The organism is Natrinema sp. LN54 (assembly GCF_052439245.1).
Lineage (GTDB): Archaea > Halobacteriota > Halobacteria > Halobacteriales > Natrialbaceae > Natrinema > Natrinema versiforme_A.
Genome location: NZ_JBQVRP010000004.1, coordinates 418170 through 433725 on the forward strand (window position 1 = coordinate 418170; position 15556 = coordinate 433725).

Consider the following 15556-nt stretch of genomic DNA (forward strand, 5'->3'; position numbering starts at 1 on the left):
CCGAAGGGTGAGTAGCGTGACCGACGACCCCTTGCCGACCGAACACCTCTCGCCGCTGGCCACGCTCGTCGATGAGGTACTCGCAGACGTCGGCTACGAGGTTACGGCCGCCACCGACGCCATCGACGACGCCGTCCCCGGCTACGGCGGTCTGTTCGACCCCGCGACAACACCGGCTGAGTTGCGTTCCGCGCTCGAGAGCCTGTTGGAGTCGGGACTCTCCCGGCCACCCGTCCCCGAGCCGACGAGCGACACGTTCGTCCTCTACGTCGACGGCAGTTCACGCGGCAACCCCGGCCCCGCAGGGGCGGGCGCCGTCATCATGGACGCTGCGGAGGACGAACTCGCCCGTCTCGGCCGCCCCGTCGGCTCCCGGACGGGGAACAACACCGCCGAGTACGTCGCCCTCCAACTCGGGCTCTCCGAACTGCTGGCCCGCTACGAACCGCGCACGCTGGAGGTGCGCATCGACTCGATGACGGTCATCCGAGACATCTGGGGCGGCGAGGACCCGACGGAACCGGGCGTCGAGACGTACAGCGAGGCCGTTACGGCGGCACTCTCGAGCATCCCGGACCACCAGTACACGCATCTGGCCGACAGCGACCCGAATCCCGCCGACGCACTGGCGACGGTGGGTGCCGATATCGCGGCGTTCGGACCCGGATAGTAGACCCGACACCGCTTGACATCCGAAATCCCGACTCTGTTGAATCCGCAGAAGCCACTAAAAACCACGTACCGACTCCACCCTTACACCGGCAGAAATTGATCCGTTTGCGCTCACCGGCCGATAGGGATCAAGCTCGAATTATCCGAAAACCGCCGTAGAAGTGCTTCGTCTGGGATTTGAACTACGCCGAGACGATCACCTCGCGACGCTCGGTGCTGCGACTCGTCTAATTCAAATTACCAGAGCCGCAGTTTCGGCTCACGAGTTTGTTCGCCGAAGAATGCTCGTCTGGGATTTGAACCACGCGAAACGCTCGCGATGCTCGCGTTTCTCTCATTCAAATCCCAGAGCCTGTGCTTCCTTCTTCGTCACGTCGTTCCTCAGAAGAGTGCTCCGTCTGGGATTTGAACCCAGGTCATCGGCTCGAAAGGCCGAAATGATTGGCCGGACTACACCAACGGAGCGTTCACGCGCCGCGCCTCGACGGACTTCGTCCGTCTCGCCAACGGTGCGCGTCTCGCAACTCTTTCTTGCTGAGGGCTAATGAAAAGCGTTCCGTTCCGCGGCGGCAGTGGCATCACATCACGCACGCTACAACCCTTATTCTGCCGACAACAAACACTGTCGTCGCCTCGAGAACGCCCGCCAACCCCAACGGTCAGTCTTCCTGACGAAGCGACGTGCCCTCGAAGGCCATCGAGAGCTCACCCTCGAGCCCGAGCAGATCCGCGACCGTCGGCGTCACGTCGGTCGCGTCGACCGGCTCGTCGCCCTCGAGTGCGGGCGCGGCCGGGCCGCCGAGACCGAACGTGCCGAGCGCGGCCTCGTCGACGCGGCCGTGGGAGCCGCTGACCTGCGCGGCGTCGAGCGAGACGAGTCCCTCGTCGCCGAAGAAGAGTTCGCAGGGGTCGAAGCCCGGTTTCTTGTGGATGTCCATATCGGTCGCGTACGGGGGTGCGGCCGCGCGGTCGTCCCACCAGTAATACTGGAACCACGCGTCCCGATCCGCCACGAGGACGAGTTCGCCCGCGTTGGGGTGATCGATGCCGTACTCCGCCTTGCCCGACTCCTCGAGCACGTCGTCGATCCCCTCGAGATCGGCGAGCGCGTCGCGGGCGTCGGCGACCGCGTCCGAGTCGGCGTAGACGTGTGCGATCTGGTGGTCGACCATGGCGAACGCGTCCGATCCGGGGATGTCGACATCGCCGTCTCCTCCCGTCTCGAGCAACCCGGCCTCGCGGAGCGCGCGGTTGGGGAACACCGGTCGGTCCACGTCGTGAAAGCCGTACTCGCTGACGAGGGTGAGCAGGGTCTCGTCCCAACGGTCGGTCTCGGACAGGTCGGCGAGGAAGTCCGCGAGGAGGTCGTCGACGACCGCGAGTTCCTCGTCGAAGGCGTTGCTCCCGGGGCCGTTGCTCTGGCCGACGTAATCCAGATGCGGGACGTAGACCCAGAGCAGGTCGGGATCGAACCGCTCGATCGCCTCGCTCGCGGCCGAGAGGATCCAGCGGCTCCCCTCCTCGTTCGCGCCGGGCCCCCAGTAGTTGTGCAGCGGGAAGTGGTCCAGGTCGTCCCGGAGGTCGTCGTAGAAGCCGTCGGGGTTGGTCCAGCAGTCCATCTCGAGCATGTTGTTGTCCTCGTCCTCGATCGGCGAGGGGGTGAGCGCGATGTCGGCGCTCGTTCCGATCAGGTGCTGGAAGTTCAGGACGCCGGTGGTCAGTCCCGCCTCGCTGGCCGTCTCCCAGATGCGGTCGCGACCGTCGCGGTCGCGCTCCCAGAACGCGGCCGTCTGGCGCTCGCGGTCGTACTCGCCGCTCGAGACGTCGCCGTGCTCGGCGGGACCGCGCCCGGTTGCCAGCGTCGTCTGGGCCGGCACCGTCACCGCGGGGAACGGCGGCCGGAGGTCGGTCACCGATTCGGACGGGAACTGTGACTCGAGGGTCGGCGTTCGGTCGGCGTCGATGTGCCGTGGCTGGAGGCCGACGACGTCGAGGACGATCACGCGGTCTGCACTGTCGGTCGTCTCGGGAATCGTGGGTTCTGTCATTGGATGTGGATCGCAGCCGTTGCAGTCGTGCGGTCGGAGGGGGCGGTCAGGCGCATCAGCGATGCTGCTCGGCGTAGTCGTACAGGCGGTCCAGTTGGCGGGAGAAGTCGTGTTCGTCGACCCCGATCGGGGCCTTGAAAAAGGACGCGAGCTGGGGCTGGAGCCCCCCGTTCCCGTGTTCGTCGGCGTGGGCGACCAGTCGCACCAGATCGAGGACCAGCGGCGCGGCCAGCGCGGAGTCCGACCCCTCCCACGTGAACTGCATTTTCATCTCCGTGTCGAGGAAGCCCTCGAAGTGAATGTAGTCCCACGCTGTCTTCCAGTCGGCCAGCGAGGGCGTGTAGTCGATCCGGACCCGGTTGTGGCCGATGTCGGGGAGGATCGAGTCGAGCACGTCACCCTTGCTGGAGAGTTTGCCGGCGGCGTTTTCCTCGTCCTCGAGCACGAGTCCGTCCTTGTTGCCGAGGATGTTGTGGCCCTCCCAGCTCCTCACCTGCAGGTTTCGCCCGGCGAACATCGGGGCGAGCGCGGACTTGACGAGCGTCTCGCCGGTCTTGGCGTCGCGACCCATGTGAGGGACATCCTTCGCGGTCGCGAGTTCGCGAATCCCGCCGAGCGTGTTGCCCGTACTCGGCGTGAAGTTGACGAACGGGTGGCCGCTGTCGATCGCGGCGTAGGTATAGAGCACGCTCGCCGGCAGGTCGCGGTCGTCCTCGTCGATCGCTCGCTCGAGCGCCTCGCGGGTGTCGTACCGTTCGGGCTCGGCCAGTTCGGGTTCCGTCGAGGCGACGTTGACGACGACCAATCGCTCGAGGTTGTGGCGCTCGCGGAACGTCTCGTAGTCGTCCCGGATCTGGTCGACGACGTCCCGGACGGCGAGGCTCTCGTCCAGTCGTTCGCTGTCCTCGGAGACGGCCGCGCCGCAGTTGACCGCCGTCCCGACCTCGATCCGGTCGTCGATCTCGGCCAGATCGTCCCGGACGGCCGCGAGCGTCTCGGCGTCGGGGACGCCGTTCCGGTCGCGCTGGCGTTCGGCTTGGGCGACGAGCGACTCCGGGGCGATGTCGTGGCCGCCGAAGACGAGCCCGTCGACCGGCGGCAGGTCGAGACTCGCGACCGGTTCGCGTTCCGTGACCATTCCGGTCGTACCGGTCAGTCCGCGAGCGATCGCTCGGGCACCGACGATCGACATCGTCGCGACGTTGCCGCGCGCACCGACGAGCCAGACGCCCGTTCGGTCCGCGCCGTCGGCCGGTTGCTCTCGCCCGTCGGTCATCGGGTCTCATCCCCTCCCGACGGCCGTTCGATCCGGACTGTCGACGCGTTTCGGCCGCCCTCGTTGTCGGGGCCGATCCGCGGCGGATACGCCACTGCCGTCGCTCGTTCGCGTCGGGTCATTCCCGCGATGATGGGGCCCGGACGGCTTTCGTTATGACTCGCGTAGCAGGAGTAATACGGTGTTGGTCGCTCGTAACGCCGTATTCCGCCGTCGGAAGTGACTGATTCGCCGTTCTCAACCTCGCGTTTGCCGATCGAACGATCACAGCACCAAACCGGTCGCTCGTGGCACGGCCGGTATGCGAATTATCGACCCTCACATGCACATGGTATCGCGTTCGGCCGAGGACTACCGACGAGCGCGACGGGCCGGTGTCGAGTGCTGTATCGAGCCCGCATTCTGGAGCGGACAGGACAAACACAACGCGGGGTCGTTCTTCGACTACTTCGAGCAGATCATCGAACACGAGACCGACCGCGCCGAGCGGGCCGCCGGCATGGATCACTACGTCACGATCGGCTTAGAGCCCAAGGAAGCCAACTACCGCGACATGGCCGAGGAAGTCGTCGACCGGATCCCGGAGTACCTCGACCGCGACCCCGTCGTTGGCGTCGGCGAGATCGGGTTCGATCAGGTTACCGATGACGAGGAGTGGGCGTTCCGCCGCCAACTCGAGATCGCGGAGGACCGCGAGCTCCCCGTCATCATCCACACGCCGCACACGGACAAGCCGTCCGGCACTGAGCGAATCGTCGAGATCATCGAGGAGATGGGCGTCACCCAAGAGCGGATCATCATCGATCACAACACCGAGAACACGATCGACATTTCGACGCGAACGGACTGCTGGATCGGCTTCACGCTCTACCCCGGCAAGATCGAGACCGAGTCGGCGATCGACCTGCTCGAGGAGTACGGCACCGACAACATGATCTTCAACAGCGCGGCCGACTGGGACCCCTCGGACCCGCTGGCGGTGCCGAAGGCCCGCGACATGATGCTCGACCGGGGTTGGGACCGCGAGGACGTGCGGAAGGTCGTCTTCGAGAACCCCTACGAGTTCTTCGACCAGTCGCCGAACTTCGACTACGAGGCCTGACAATGCGGTTTGGCTTCTCCACCAACGCGTTCCGGGAGTACCAACTCGAGGACGCCATCGAGTCGATCGCCGACGCGGGCTACGACGGTGTCGAGCTCCTGCTCGACGAACCGCACCTGTACCCGCCCGACGCCACCGACGAGGAACGCGAGCGCGTCACCGAGGTCCTCGAGCGACACGGGATCGCCATCAGCAACGCCAACGCGTTCATGCTGACCGCGATCGAGGGCTTTCACCACCCCTCCTACATCGAACCCGACGAGGAGTACCGGCAGCGACGGATCGACTACACCCTCGCGGCGCTCGAGACCGCGGCCGACCTCGGTCACGACTACATCTCGATCGAACCCGGCGGGCCGATCCCCGACGGGAAATCGCGGGAGTGGGCACTGGACACCTTCGTTGACAGTCTCGAGCAAGTCATCCCGAAAGCCGAGGAACTCGGCGTCGACCTGCTCGTCGAACCCGAACCCGAACTGCTGATCGAGACCGGCGAGGAGTTCCTCGAACTGCTCGAGCGGGTCGACTCCCCGCGCGTGAAGTGTAACTTCGACGCCGGTCACTTCTACTCGGTCGGCGAGGACCCGGCCGAGCTAGTCGAACCCCTCTGGGAGCACACGGAACACTACCACCTCGAGGACATCCCGGCCGACCGGACCCACGAACACACGCAACTCGGCGACGGGGCGATGGACATCGACGGGTTCCTCGCCGAACTCGAGGAACGGGGCTACGACGGGTTCGTCACCGTCGAACTCTACCCCTACGAGGAGACGGCGATCGAGACCGCACAGGAGGCGATGACCTACCTCGAGGAACACGGGTGGGCGTAGGGTGGCCGGCGGCGTCCGGTCGGGAACCGACGAAAACGGCGATTCGGACGCCTGCGAGAAGGCCGATACGGACGCCGATCTGTGGACCGTCGTCGGCGCGTACGCGGCGCTGATCCGCGTCCCGAACCTCTGTACGGCGCCGCCGGACGTGATCCTCGGAGCCGCACTCGTCGCTGCCGTCGGCTCCGATCCGCAGCCGGGTACGGTCGGCGGGCTCGCGGGCTGTTCGGTCCTCCTCTACGCCGCCGGTACGACGCTCAACGACGCGTTCGACGCGCCGGTCGACGCGCGCGAACGGCCCGAACGGCCGATCCCCTCCGGTCGCGTCTCGCGGCGAGCCGCGTTCGCGCTCGGGATCGCGTTACTGCTCGTCGCCGTCGCCTTCGCCGGCGTCGTCGCGGGCGGCCCCGGTGCCGTTGCCGCCGGACTGATCGCCCTCGCGATCGTCGCCTACGACGGACTCCTGAAGGGGACCGCCGCCGGCTTCCTCGCGATGGGTGCGACGCGCGGGCTGAACGTCGTCCTCGGGACGACCGCGGCGGGGAGCGCGCTCCTCGAGTCCCCGACCCGACTGCTCGCCGTCCCCGCGGTCGTCACCGGCTACATCGCCGCGGTCACGTTCATGGCCGCTCGAGAGACCGAGGGCGGCAACCGGGGCGCGGTCAGCGTCGCCGCTGCGGGTGCCGTTGCAGCGGCGCTCGCCGTCGGCTGGTATCTCGTGACTGTCGGCCCGTCGCGGCTCGAGACGGCGGTCGCCCTCGTGTTTACCGCCGCGTTCTGCTGGTGGGTCGGTCGGCCCCTGCGAGCCGCACACGCCGATCCGGTGCCGAGCACCGTCGGGCCAGCGGTCGGTGCCTGTATCCTCGGACTGGTGTTGCTCGATGCGGCCTTTGCCGCCGCGACCGGACTCCGCTGGGGACTCGCCGCCGGCGTCTTCCTCGTCCCGGCGGTGGGCCTCTCGCGGGTGTTCGACGTGACGTAGTTCGGTCGCCCCTCGAGTGTGACGGGCCAACGAATTAGTGGCGCTCCGGTGTAGGAGACGCAGATCGATGGTCGAACTCGCTTTTTCGACGAACGCGTACACGCGCCACTCGCTCCCGGCGGCGATTCGCCGGATCGCCGACCACGGCTACGCCGGCGTCGAACTGCTCGGCGACGACCCCCACGCCTACTTTCCGGAGTTCGGCGACGGCGACCGGGAGGCCCTCCTCGAGGCCATCTCCGAAACGGGGCTCACGGTCTCGAACGTCAACGCGAACACGGCGATGGGCTACTACGACGACGCGCCGCCGTCGGCCTTCTTCGAACCGAGCGTCATTCGGGCGGACGACGAGGCCCGCGAGTGGCGCGTCGAATACACGAAGCGGGCGATCGACCTCGCCGAGACCGTCGGCTCGCCGGCGGTCTGTCTGGCGACCGGCCGGCCGCTTCCGGGGACGCCGCCCGAGGAGGCCCGCGAGTACCTCCGCGACTCGCTGCACGAGATCCTCGACTACGCCGACCCCCGCGACATCGAGGTCGGCATCGAGTTCGAACCCGAACTGCTGATCGAGAACACCCACGAAGTCCTCGAGTTGATCGACGAGATCGGTCGCGACTCGCTCGGGATCAACCTCGATATCGGCCACGCGGCCGTCTACGGCGAGGACGTTCCCGAGAGCATCCGCGCCAGTGCCGGCTCCATCACGGGCGTCCACCTCGAGGACATCGTCGGCGGCCGCCGGGGGAAACACTACCACCGGATCCCCGGCGAGGGCGACATCGACTTTCGGGCGATCTTCGACGCGCTCGCAGACATCGGGTACGACGGGTTCGCCACGCTGGAACTCTACACCTACCCCGACGAACCCGACCGCGCGGCGCGGGACGCGATGGCGGAACTCGAGAGGTACCTGTAGCTCGCCGCCGGTCGAAACCATCCTCGAGCGACCGCCTCCTCAACGCTTTTTATCCCCTGCACCCATTCCACCGAGCGTGAAATACGTCCGATTCCGCGACCCCGCCGGCGCGGTCCGTCGCGGCGAGTACGAGAACGGAACCGTTCACTTCGCGAACGAGAGCTACGCGCTCGAGAACGACGAGATCGACGTGCTCCCGCCGTCGGAACCGTCGAAAATCGTCTGTATCGGGAAGAACTACGCCGACCACGCGGCGGAACTCGATTCGGAGGTTCCCGACCGACCGCTGCTCTTTCTCAAGCCGCCGAACGCGCTCGCGGCCCACGGCGACACCGTCACTCTCCCCGCGGGCAAAGAGCGAATCGACCACGAGGCCGAACTCGGCGTCGTCATCGGCGAGCAGTGCCGCCACGTCCCGGAAGCCGACGCGATGGACGTCGTGGAGGGTTTCACCTGCGTCGACGACCTCTCGAACCGCGACGACCAGCGACAAGAACAGAACTGGATCCGCGGCAAGGCCTTCGACGGGGCGGCGCCCCTCGGCCCCGTCCTCGCGACCCCGGACGAAGTCCCCGCGGACGCGTCCGTCCGGACCCGCGTCAACGGCGACCTCAAGCAGGACGGCTCCCGCGAGCAACTCATCTTCTCGATCCCGGAACTGATCGCCGAGATCACGACCTACCTCACCTTAGAGCCCGGCGACGTGATCGCGACCGGCACGCCCGAGGGCGTCGGCCCGCTCTCGGACGGCGACACCGTCGAGATCGAAATCGACGGCGTCGGCCTCGAGCACTCGGTTCGAATCCCCTGAGAGAGGCTCTCCGGCCGGCTCCTCGGGGCCGACCCTACGGATCGAACCGCGGATCGCTCGGGGCCCCAGCCGACCGCGAGTCGAACACTTTTCGGCCCGCTCGCGGAACGAGTACGCATGACCGTCAGCTTCGACGCCGTGACGATCGACTGGTTCGGCAACGCGGCCGTCCGACTCGAGGGACAGACCGGCGCGGTCATCTACAGCGATCCCGTTCTGGCTCGAGACGGCGGACTGGAAAGAGCGGAGCCTCGAGACGGAGATCTGATTCTCGTCAGTCACGACCACCACTACGATCCCGACGCGATCAGGCGGGTCGCCCGCGAGGACGCGCTGGTCGTCGTCCACGAGTCGATCGCGATCGACGCGAGCGAGAGCGGCGGTCTTGACGAACGGCCCGAAGAACTGCCGCTCGAGGTCGAACGCGTCCGCGCCGACGAGTCGTTCGTCCTCGGGCCGCTCGATCTGTTCACGACGCCGGCCGTCAACGCTCCCGACGGTCCCAATACGGACGAGGACGGAACGCCGATCCATCCCGAGGGGCGGGGCTGTGGCTTCGGCGTCACCATCGACGGTATCACCGCGTACTGGCCCGGTGACACCGACGTACTGCCGTTTCACCGGGAGATGGACGTCGACCTCTTGCTCCCGCCGATCGACGGGACGGGTACGATGGATCGCCACGACGCCGCGTCGCTGGCCGACGACATCGACCCCGATCTCGTGTTGCCGGTCCGCTACGATCCCGCCGATGCGGACGAAACCGACGTCGATGCGTTCGTCGTCGACATCGCGAGACGCGGCGTCCCGGTCGTCCTCGACGAGTAGGCACACCGGTCCGTTCTCACACGCCGACTCGAGACCAGGCGAAGAGCGCGATCGCGGCCATTGCCAGCACACCGAGCGCGATCCACTGCCCGAACCCGGAGTCGGCGATCGGGGCGAAGAAGTCGACGAGGCCGGTCCCCTGCAAGAGACCGAGCCCGAGGAGGATCATGGCACCGATGGCGATCAACCCGACCGTGATCCCCTCTTTCATCATCCACGCGGCCTCGTCGGCTTCCTGGTCGTTGGAGGTTGTCGGCTCGTCTATCGCCCCCTCGTCGGGGTCGCTGTGCAACGGCCGTTCGCTGTCGTTTTCGTCGGCCATATCACCAGTCTAGCTGATGAAAGTACCCGCAGACGGGAACCGGTTGTACCTGCAGACACAGGGAACGCGACCGGGACGATTCGGCGACCGAGGCGGAGCGGGACTGAGACCGCCAGCCGCGGCAGACGTTCGCCGTCCTGACAGGGGTCTCGACTATCGACAGGACCGAGTCGCGCGTGCGATGCTCGGCTACCCGGTTGGGAGTACGCGATGAGACCGCGACTCGAGGAGAACGAAGCCTACAGACGCCCATCTCACTGAGTCGCTCAGGGATCATCTCCCTGAACGACGGTTCGAGAGCCGTCTACAGAATGCCCATCTCACTGAGTCGCTCGGGGATCATCTCCCTGAACGACGGTTCGAGGCCCGTCTACAGAATGCCCATCTCACTGAGTCGCTCGGGGAGATAGGTATCCGTCACGAAATCGAGACCGTGCGACGCCAGTGACTGCTGTTCGGACTTCTTCCCGATCTCGAGTTGGAGTTCGATCTGTTCCTCCCAGTAGTCGGTCTGGAACCGCGGGTCCTCGAGTTCGCTCTCCAAGGCGTTGATGTCCGAGTCCGAGAGCGGATCGGTCGGCAGTTCGTACTCGACGATATCGGCGGGCTGGATGCCGATAAACTTCGCTTCGGGCGTCGCGAGGTACTCCGAGAGGTGGGCCGACTTGATCGAGCCGTAGGCGACGGAGCCGTAGATGCGGTACGACCACGGGTCGCCGTCAGTGAAGACCACCACGGGAAGCCCGAGTTCGTCGTGGAAACGCTTCGTCAGCCGGCGCGTGGCCCGCGCGGGCTGTCCGCCGAGGTGGACGACGATCGCGTCGTACTCCTCGTCGAAGCCGTTCTCGACGAGTCGGTCGCGCATGCCGCCGGTCTCCACGCAGAGGACGAAGTCGGCGTCGTTGTCGAGAAACTCGATCATGTCCGGGTTGTTCGGGATCTGGTACCCGCCCTGTCCCACGTCGAGCTGGCAGTGGATGTCGCGGTCGCCGCGCTTCGTCTGCTCGCGGATGTGGATCGGTCCCATCACCTTCGCGCCCGACTCCTCGGGGCGCATGTGGAAGTCCTCGCGGGTGACGCCGGAGACGATCTCCAAGTCCTCGACCATGCTGTTGGACTCGTCTTGGCTCGTGAACTGGGCCTCGTCGTTGTCCCAGCTCTCCGAGAGGTAGTAGAGTTCACGCAGGGTCGAGGAGCGGTCCTCCTCGAGCTGTTCCGCGAGGAACTCGATGGTGTAGATCGCCTTCAGGAGCTTCCGTGCGCCGCGGACGGAGTTGGCCGATCGGGTCGACTCGCGGTCGCCGTAGACCCAGACGTCCATCTCCTCGTCGTACTCGATGTTGTTCTTCGTCCGCGTCGGCACGGACATGTGGGGGATCTCGCCCAGTTCGAACTGGTCGTAGAACTGTGCCGCGAGATCGATCAACTGCTCTCGTGCTTGCTGGTTGTCGTCTGCACTCATTGTTTCACCGTCAGTTTCTCCGTTTCGACGCCTTTGACGTCCAGATCGAACGTCGCGTCGTCCGGCACCTCGTACTCGAGGGCCGCCTCGTCGTCACTGGACACCTCCGGCTCCCACTTGACGAACCACTCGCCGTCCATTTCGACGACGGTCGCGCCGTCGGAGAGAGCGGTGGGTTCGGCCGAGACGATATCGGTGATCTCGAGGGATTCGTTCGTCCCCGAGTTGTTCTCGACGACGACCGAGATTGCCTGCCCGTCGCCGTTTTCTGTCACCTCACGCTCGACCAGAACGTTGTTCATGATCCGTGCGATGGCATCGTCGATGTCGGGCTCCTCGCGGCCCGTGACTTCGGCGACCTTCTCGGCCATCTCCGGGAGGATCTTCCCGAGGACGTTCTGCTTCTTCCGGCGCTGTTGCATCGACCGGCGCTTGTTGAGGTAGCTCTTCAGGTCGCGTGCGGCCTCCCGGATCGCGAGTTCGATCTCGTCTTCGATCTCCGGGACGTTCGCGACGGCGTCTTTCGATTCGCTGGTGAAGGGGACGTTCGTCGAGGCGACGTGGACCATGATCACGACCGGTCCGTTCGGCAGGCCGGAGCCGCCGGGCTGGTCGAGGCCGTAGTTGCGCCAGCCGATCGACTTGACCACGTCCGTCGTCGCACAGGCGCCGCGCTGGTAGACCAGCGGCACCCGGTTTGCAAAGCGCATGACCTCGCCGGTTCCCTCGGCCGGCAGGTCGCCGCCGTAGGCGATCCCGGCCTCGACGATGAACGGGTCGCCGCCGGAGACGCCCGCGTCGCGGGTCGCCGAAGCGAAGAAGTCGGCGTCGAACTCCTTCTCGAGGCCGGCAGTGATGAGATCCTCGGAGATGGGCGCGAGACACCGCGTCGGCGGTGCCATGATGTCGGTCGCGCGCATCGCGTCGACGAGGTTGCTGGTGGCGTCGCGGTCGCCGTCGAGTTCGCGAACGAGCGGCGGGTCGTCCGGCACGGTGGCCATGATGTCCCAGACCGCTTCCGTGACGTTCTCGCGGGCCGTCTCGCCGAAGGAGACATCGTCGTACTCCTCGGTGAGGTCCGCAGCCCGGTCGACGTACTCGCGCAGCGTTTCGGAGGTGAACCGGTGGCGAACGTCCTCGGGGTCCTCGAACTTGCCCGCGAGCCGGTCGGCGAAGGCGTGGATGACTTCGTCGTCCTTGCGGGTGCTCGTCGCGTCGTCCGCGAGGTCGTAGAGGTCGGCGACGAGTCTCGAGTCGCCGTCGGCGTCGGTCGCCGGCTCGCCCTCGTCGTCCGTCTCGGCCGCATCGTCGTCTGCCTCGGCGACATCGATCAACTCGAGCCAGACGGCTTCGACGGCGTTTTCCCGAACGGTGTCGCCGAACGTCGTTCCGTGGTGGTCCTCGACCGCCTCGGCGGCCGATTCGACGGCCTCGCGCAGTTCGAAGTGGGCGATGCGGTCGGAATCCGCGACCGCGTCGGCGATGGCGTCGGCGAACGCGGCCGTCGCGTCGGCACCCTTGTTCGCGGTCGCGTCCTCGACTGCGGCGTGGAGGTCTATCTCCTCGTGGCTCGCCGGCGGCCGCCAGCGCATCTCGCGGCCGTAGTGACGGTCGCGGAACGCGTCGATGATCGAGTCGGCGGTCTTCTTCCCGACGCGGGTGAACTCCTCTTGGACGAACCCCGAGACCGTCTGGGAGTCCGTCGCCGTCAGCATCTTCATCACGGTGCCGAGTTCGACGCCGTGGGGGTGGGGCCGGATCTCCTCGGTCTCCTCGGGGAGTTGGTCGGTCGCGCGCTCGAACTTGAAGTGTTCCTGCGGTTCGCGCAACTCGAGGCGGGCGTGGGGGTTGACGACCGCCGTGTGCTTGATATAGTCGTGGAGCTGCTGGCGGGCGCGCATGTTCGCCTCCATCTCGAGTTCGATGCGGGTGCCGTGGGGGCGGTCCCACGTGGTCGTCTCCTCGACGCTGATCTCGGGCTCGTTGCTGTCGGTATCGACGATGAGCTCGAAGTACTCGGCGTCTTCCGACCCCTGCGTCCGACTGGTGATCTTCGCGGGTTTCCCGCTGGTCAGCTGGGCGTACAGAACTGCAGCAGAGATACCGATCCCCTGCTGGCCGCGGGATTGTTCGCGTGCGTGAAAGCGAGAGCCGTAGAGCAGTTTCCCGAAAACTTTCGGGAGCGTTTCTTTCGTGAGTCCCGGGCCGTTATCCTCGACGATCAGGCGGTAGTAGTCGCCGGCTTCCTGAATCTCGACGTAGATATCCGGGAGAATACCCGACTCCTCGGCGGCGTCTAAGGCGTTGTCGACGGCCTCCTTGACGGCCGTGACGAGGCCTCGAGCACCGCTGTCGAAGCCGAGCATGTGCTTGTTCTTCTCGAAGAACTCGGCGATGGAGATCGACTGCTGGCTCTCCGCCAGCTCCTCGGCGATCCCCGGCTCGTCACCGAGTGTCGACTGGAACGACGTCATCGTTGTCCCATACTAACGGTGGGGCTAAAAGCTGTGTGCTACCGCAGTGAAAGTGAACCGTCCCCGACCAGTCCGCCGATTCGATGGCCGTGACGGCCCGCGATCGGGCCCGATCGCCGGCTCGAAACCGGTATTTCCGTCTCGGGGTCGGTGACCGCGCGGCCGCTCGAGTGTCCGTGCTCGAGGGAGAATCCGCGAGCTGACGCGAGCCCTGACTCGGCGGTGGGGCTCTCAGTGGTCGTGATCGTGGCTGTGCCCGTGGTCGTGACTGTGGCCGCGTTCGTGCCCGGTATCGTGCCCGTGATCGTCGGAATGCCCGTGGCCGTGGGTGTCACCGAGCGTGAATTCCCCGGAGAACGCGCGCTGGACGACCTCCGAGAGCGCGGGGTGGATGTGGATGGACTCCCGGATGTCCCGCACCGTCCCGGTGCCCGCCGTCATCGCCACGACGACCTCCTGAATCAGATCCGAGGCCTCTGGCCCGATGATGTGACAGCCCAGAATCTCGCCCTCGAGGTCGATGATCGGTTTGACGAACCCCTCGGCGTTCATCGCCGACCCGCGGGCGGTCTCCTCGTAGCGGTAGGTGCGCTTTGCGTACTCGCGCCCGTCAGCGCGCAGTTCCTGTTCGGTCAGCCCGACGCCGGCGACCTCCGGCGAGGCGAAGACGGCGAAGGGCATCGCCGAGTAGTCGACCGCCTCGAGGTCATCACCAAAGAGGTTTCGCGCGACGGCCCGCGCCTCGTGGTTCGCGTTGTGTTTCAGCAGGTACTCGCCGACGATATCGCCGAGCGCCCAGACGCCCTCGGCGGTCGTCCGCAGGTACGCGTCGGTCTCGACGAATCCGAACTCGTCGGTTTCGATGCCGGCGGCCTCGACGTTCAACGTGTCCGTGTTGGGAGTACGGCCGGCCGCGACGAGCAGTTCGTCGCCGGTGACCGAAATCTGCTCGGTCGGGCTCGCCATCGCACCGTCCGCGTCGGCGAAGGGGCTCGCCTCGACGGTGATCGAGCCCTCGGACTGCATAGCCGCGGTGGCCTCGTAGCCGGTGTAGACGTCGAATCGGTCGGCGTAGCGCTCCGTGAACGCGGCGGCTACTTCCTCGTCGGCGTCGGGAAGCAGGGTCGGCCGCCGGCCGACGATCGAGATCTCGCTACCGAAGGTGCCGAAGAACTGGGCCAGTTCGGCGGCGATGTAGCCGCCGCCGACGATGACGAGGTGGTCCGGTGGGGTCTCTAACTGGAGCGCCTCCCTACTGGTGAGGTAGTCGACGGTCTCGATGCCGTCGATCGGCGGAATCGCCGGACGGGTGCCCGCCGCGACGAGGACGGTCTCCGCCGCGAGGCGCTCACCGTCCCGGTCCCCGCCGGAGAGCTCGAGCGTGCGGTCGTCGACGAACCGGGCTTTCGCCCGATACAGGTCGATCCGGTCGGAAGAACTGAGGCCGCGCTCGATCGAGTCCGAACTGCCGTGGACGTCCGCGGTGACCTCGCGGACGATCTCGGCGAACTGAACGCCGTCGACCGACGCGTCGATCTTAAACTCGTCGGCACGATCGATCGTTTCCATCACGTCGGCGTGGTACAGCAGCTTCTTCGACGGAATACAGCCGCGGTTGAGACAGGTCCCGCCGAGCCGCCCCTTCTCGACGACCGCGACCGACCGGCCCTGATTCGCCGCCGCGTTCGCTACGTCGAGGCCGGAGCCGGAGCCGATGACCAGAACGTCGTACTCCTCCATACGGATGCGTCGGTCCGGAGCGCAAAGAACACCGGTCTGCGTTTCCGCGACGTGCGTGCTGAATACTCCCGAAACGTGGTCGAAAACTGA

The 15556-nt window shown here is 66.4% G+C and carries 13 protein-coding genes and 1 tRNA gene; 7 read left to right on the plus strand and 7 right to left on the minus strand.

Translation table 11 applies throughout. The features are described from left to right. Positions 1-16 precede the first annotated feature (16 nt). Positions 17-670 carry a ribonuclease HI family protein gene (locus ACT4ML_RS14555; RefSeq protein ID WP_444721645.1) on the plus strand — a complete coding sequence of 218 codons (654 nt, stop codon included), beginning with the start codon at positions 17-19 and terminating at the stop codon, positions 668-670. A gap of 392 nt (positions 671-1062) precedes the next feature. On the opposite strand, the gene ACT4ML_RS14560 is transcribed toward ACT4ML_RS14555, so the two are convergent. The 3 genes from ACT4ML_RS14560 to ACT4ML_RS14570 all read right to left on the minus strand — a co-directional run bounded on the left by ACT4ML_RS14560 (position 1063) and on the right by ACT4ML_RS14570 (position 3996). Further along, positions 1063-1137 (minus strand) — tRNA-Glu (locus ACT4ML_RS14560). A gap of 194 nt (positions 1138-1331) precedes the next feature. After that, the gene (locus ACT4ML_RS14565; RefSeq protein WP_444721509.1) at positions 1332-2720 is read right to left on the minus strand and encodes an alkaline phosphatase family protein; all 1389 of its coding nucleotides are present in this window, start codon (positions 2718-2720) and stop codon (positions 1332-1334) included. A gap of 55 nt (positions 2721-2775) precedes the next feature. Next, positions 2776-3996 carry an inositol-3-phosphate synthase gene (locus ACT4ML_RS14570; protein WP_444721510.1) on the minus strand — a complete coding sequence of 407 codons (1221 nt, stop codon included), beginning with the start codon at positions 3994-3996 and terminating at the stop codon, positions 2776-2778. A 301-nt stretch (positions 3997-4297) separates the two neighbouring features. Between ACT4ML_RS14570 and ACT4ML_RS14575 the strand changes: the two genes are divergently transcribed. The 6 genes from ACT4ML_RS14575 to ACT4ML_RS14600 all read left to right on the plus strand — a co-directional run bounded on the left by ACT4ML_RS14575 (position 4298) and on the right by ACT4ML_RS14600 (position 9468). Further along, positions 4298-5098, plus strand: coding sequence for a TatD family hydrolase (locus tag ACT4ML_RS14575; RefSeq protein WP_444721511.1), 801 nt, complete (start codon positions 4298-4300; stop codon positions 5096-5098). Between the two features lie 2 nt (positions 5099-5100). Continuing rightward, on the plus strand, positions 5101-5931 hold the full coding sequence (locus tag ACT4ML_RS14580; RefSeq protein ID WP_444721512.1) for a sugar phosphate isomerase/epimerase family protein: 831 nt from the start codon (positions 5101-5103) through the stop codon (positions 5929-5931). A 1-nt stretch (position 5932) separates the two neighbouring features. Beyond that, positions 5933-6913 carry a UbiA family prenyltransferase gene (locus ACT4ML_RS14585; RefSeq protein WP_444721513.1) on the plus strand — a complete coding sequence of 327 codons (981 nt, stop codon included), beginning with the start codon at positions 5933-5935 and terminating at the stop codon, positions 6911-6913. Between the two features lie 67 nt (positions 6914-6980). Continuing rightward, the gene (locus ACT4ML_RS14590; RefSeq protein ID WP_444721514.1) at positions 6981-7829 is read left to right on the plus strand and encodes a sugar phosphate isomerase/epimerase family protein; all 849 of its coding nucleotides are present in this window, start codon (positions 6981-6983) and stop codon (positions 7827-7829) included. Between the two features lie 76 nt (positions 7830-7905). Continuing rightward, positions 7906-8640 carry a fumarylacetoacetate hydrolase family protein gene (locus ACT4ML_RS14595; protein WP_444721515.1) on the plus strand — a complete coding sequence of 245 codons (735 nt, stop codon included), beginning with the start codon at positions 7906-7908 and terminating at the stop codon, positions 8638-8640. 117 nt (positions 8641-8757) lie between these two features. Beyond that, positions 8758-9468 (plus strand): MBL fold metallo-hydrolase, encoded by a 711-nt coding sequence (locus tag ACT4ML_RS14600; RefSeq protein ID WP_444721516.1) that lies wholly within the window; start codon positions 8758-8760, stop codon positions 9466-9468. A 16-nt stretch (positions 9469-9484) separates the two neighbouring features. On the opposite strand, the gene ACT4ML_RS14605 is transcribed toward ACT4ML_RS14600, so the two are convergent. The 4 genes from ACT4ML_RS14605 to ACT4ML_RS14620 form a co-directional block, all read right to left on the minus strand. Next, positions 9485-9790 carry a hypothetical protein gene (locus tag ACT4ML_RS14605; protein ID WP_444721517.1) on the minus strand — a complete coding sequence of 102 codons (306 nt, stop codon included), beginning with the start codon at positions 9788-9790 and terminating at the stop codon, positions 9485-9487. A 370-nt stretch (positions 9791-10160) separates the two neighbouring features. Next, positions 10161-11252: a DNA topoisomerase IV subunit A gene (locus tag ACT4ML_RS14610; RefSeq protein ID WP_444721518.1), complete on the minus strand. Its 1092-nt coding sequence runs from the start codon at positions 11250-11252 to the stop codon at positions 10161-10163. Then, positions 11249-13726, minus strand: coding sequence for a DNA topoisomerase VI subunit B (locus ACT4ML_RS14615; protein ID WP_444721519.1), 2478 nt, complete (start codon positions 13724-13726; stop codon positions 11249-11251). Before ACT4ML_RS14615 ends, ACT4ML_RS14610 begins: the two co-directional genes overlap by 4 nt. Before the next feature lie 231 nt (positions 13727-13957). Then, entirely contained in the window at positions 13958-15466 is a 1509-nt protein-coding gene (locus ACT4ML_RS14620; protein ID WP_444721520.1) for a dihydrolipoyl dehydrogenase, read from the minus strand. Between the last annotated feature and the right edge of the window lie 90 nt (positions 15467-15556).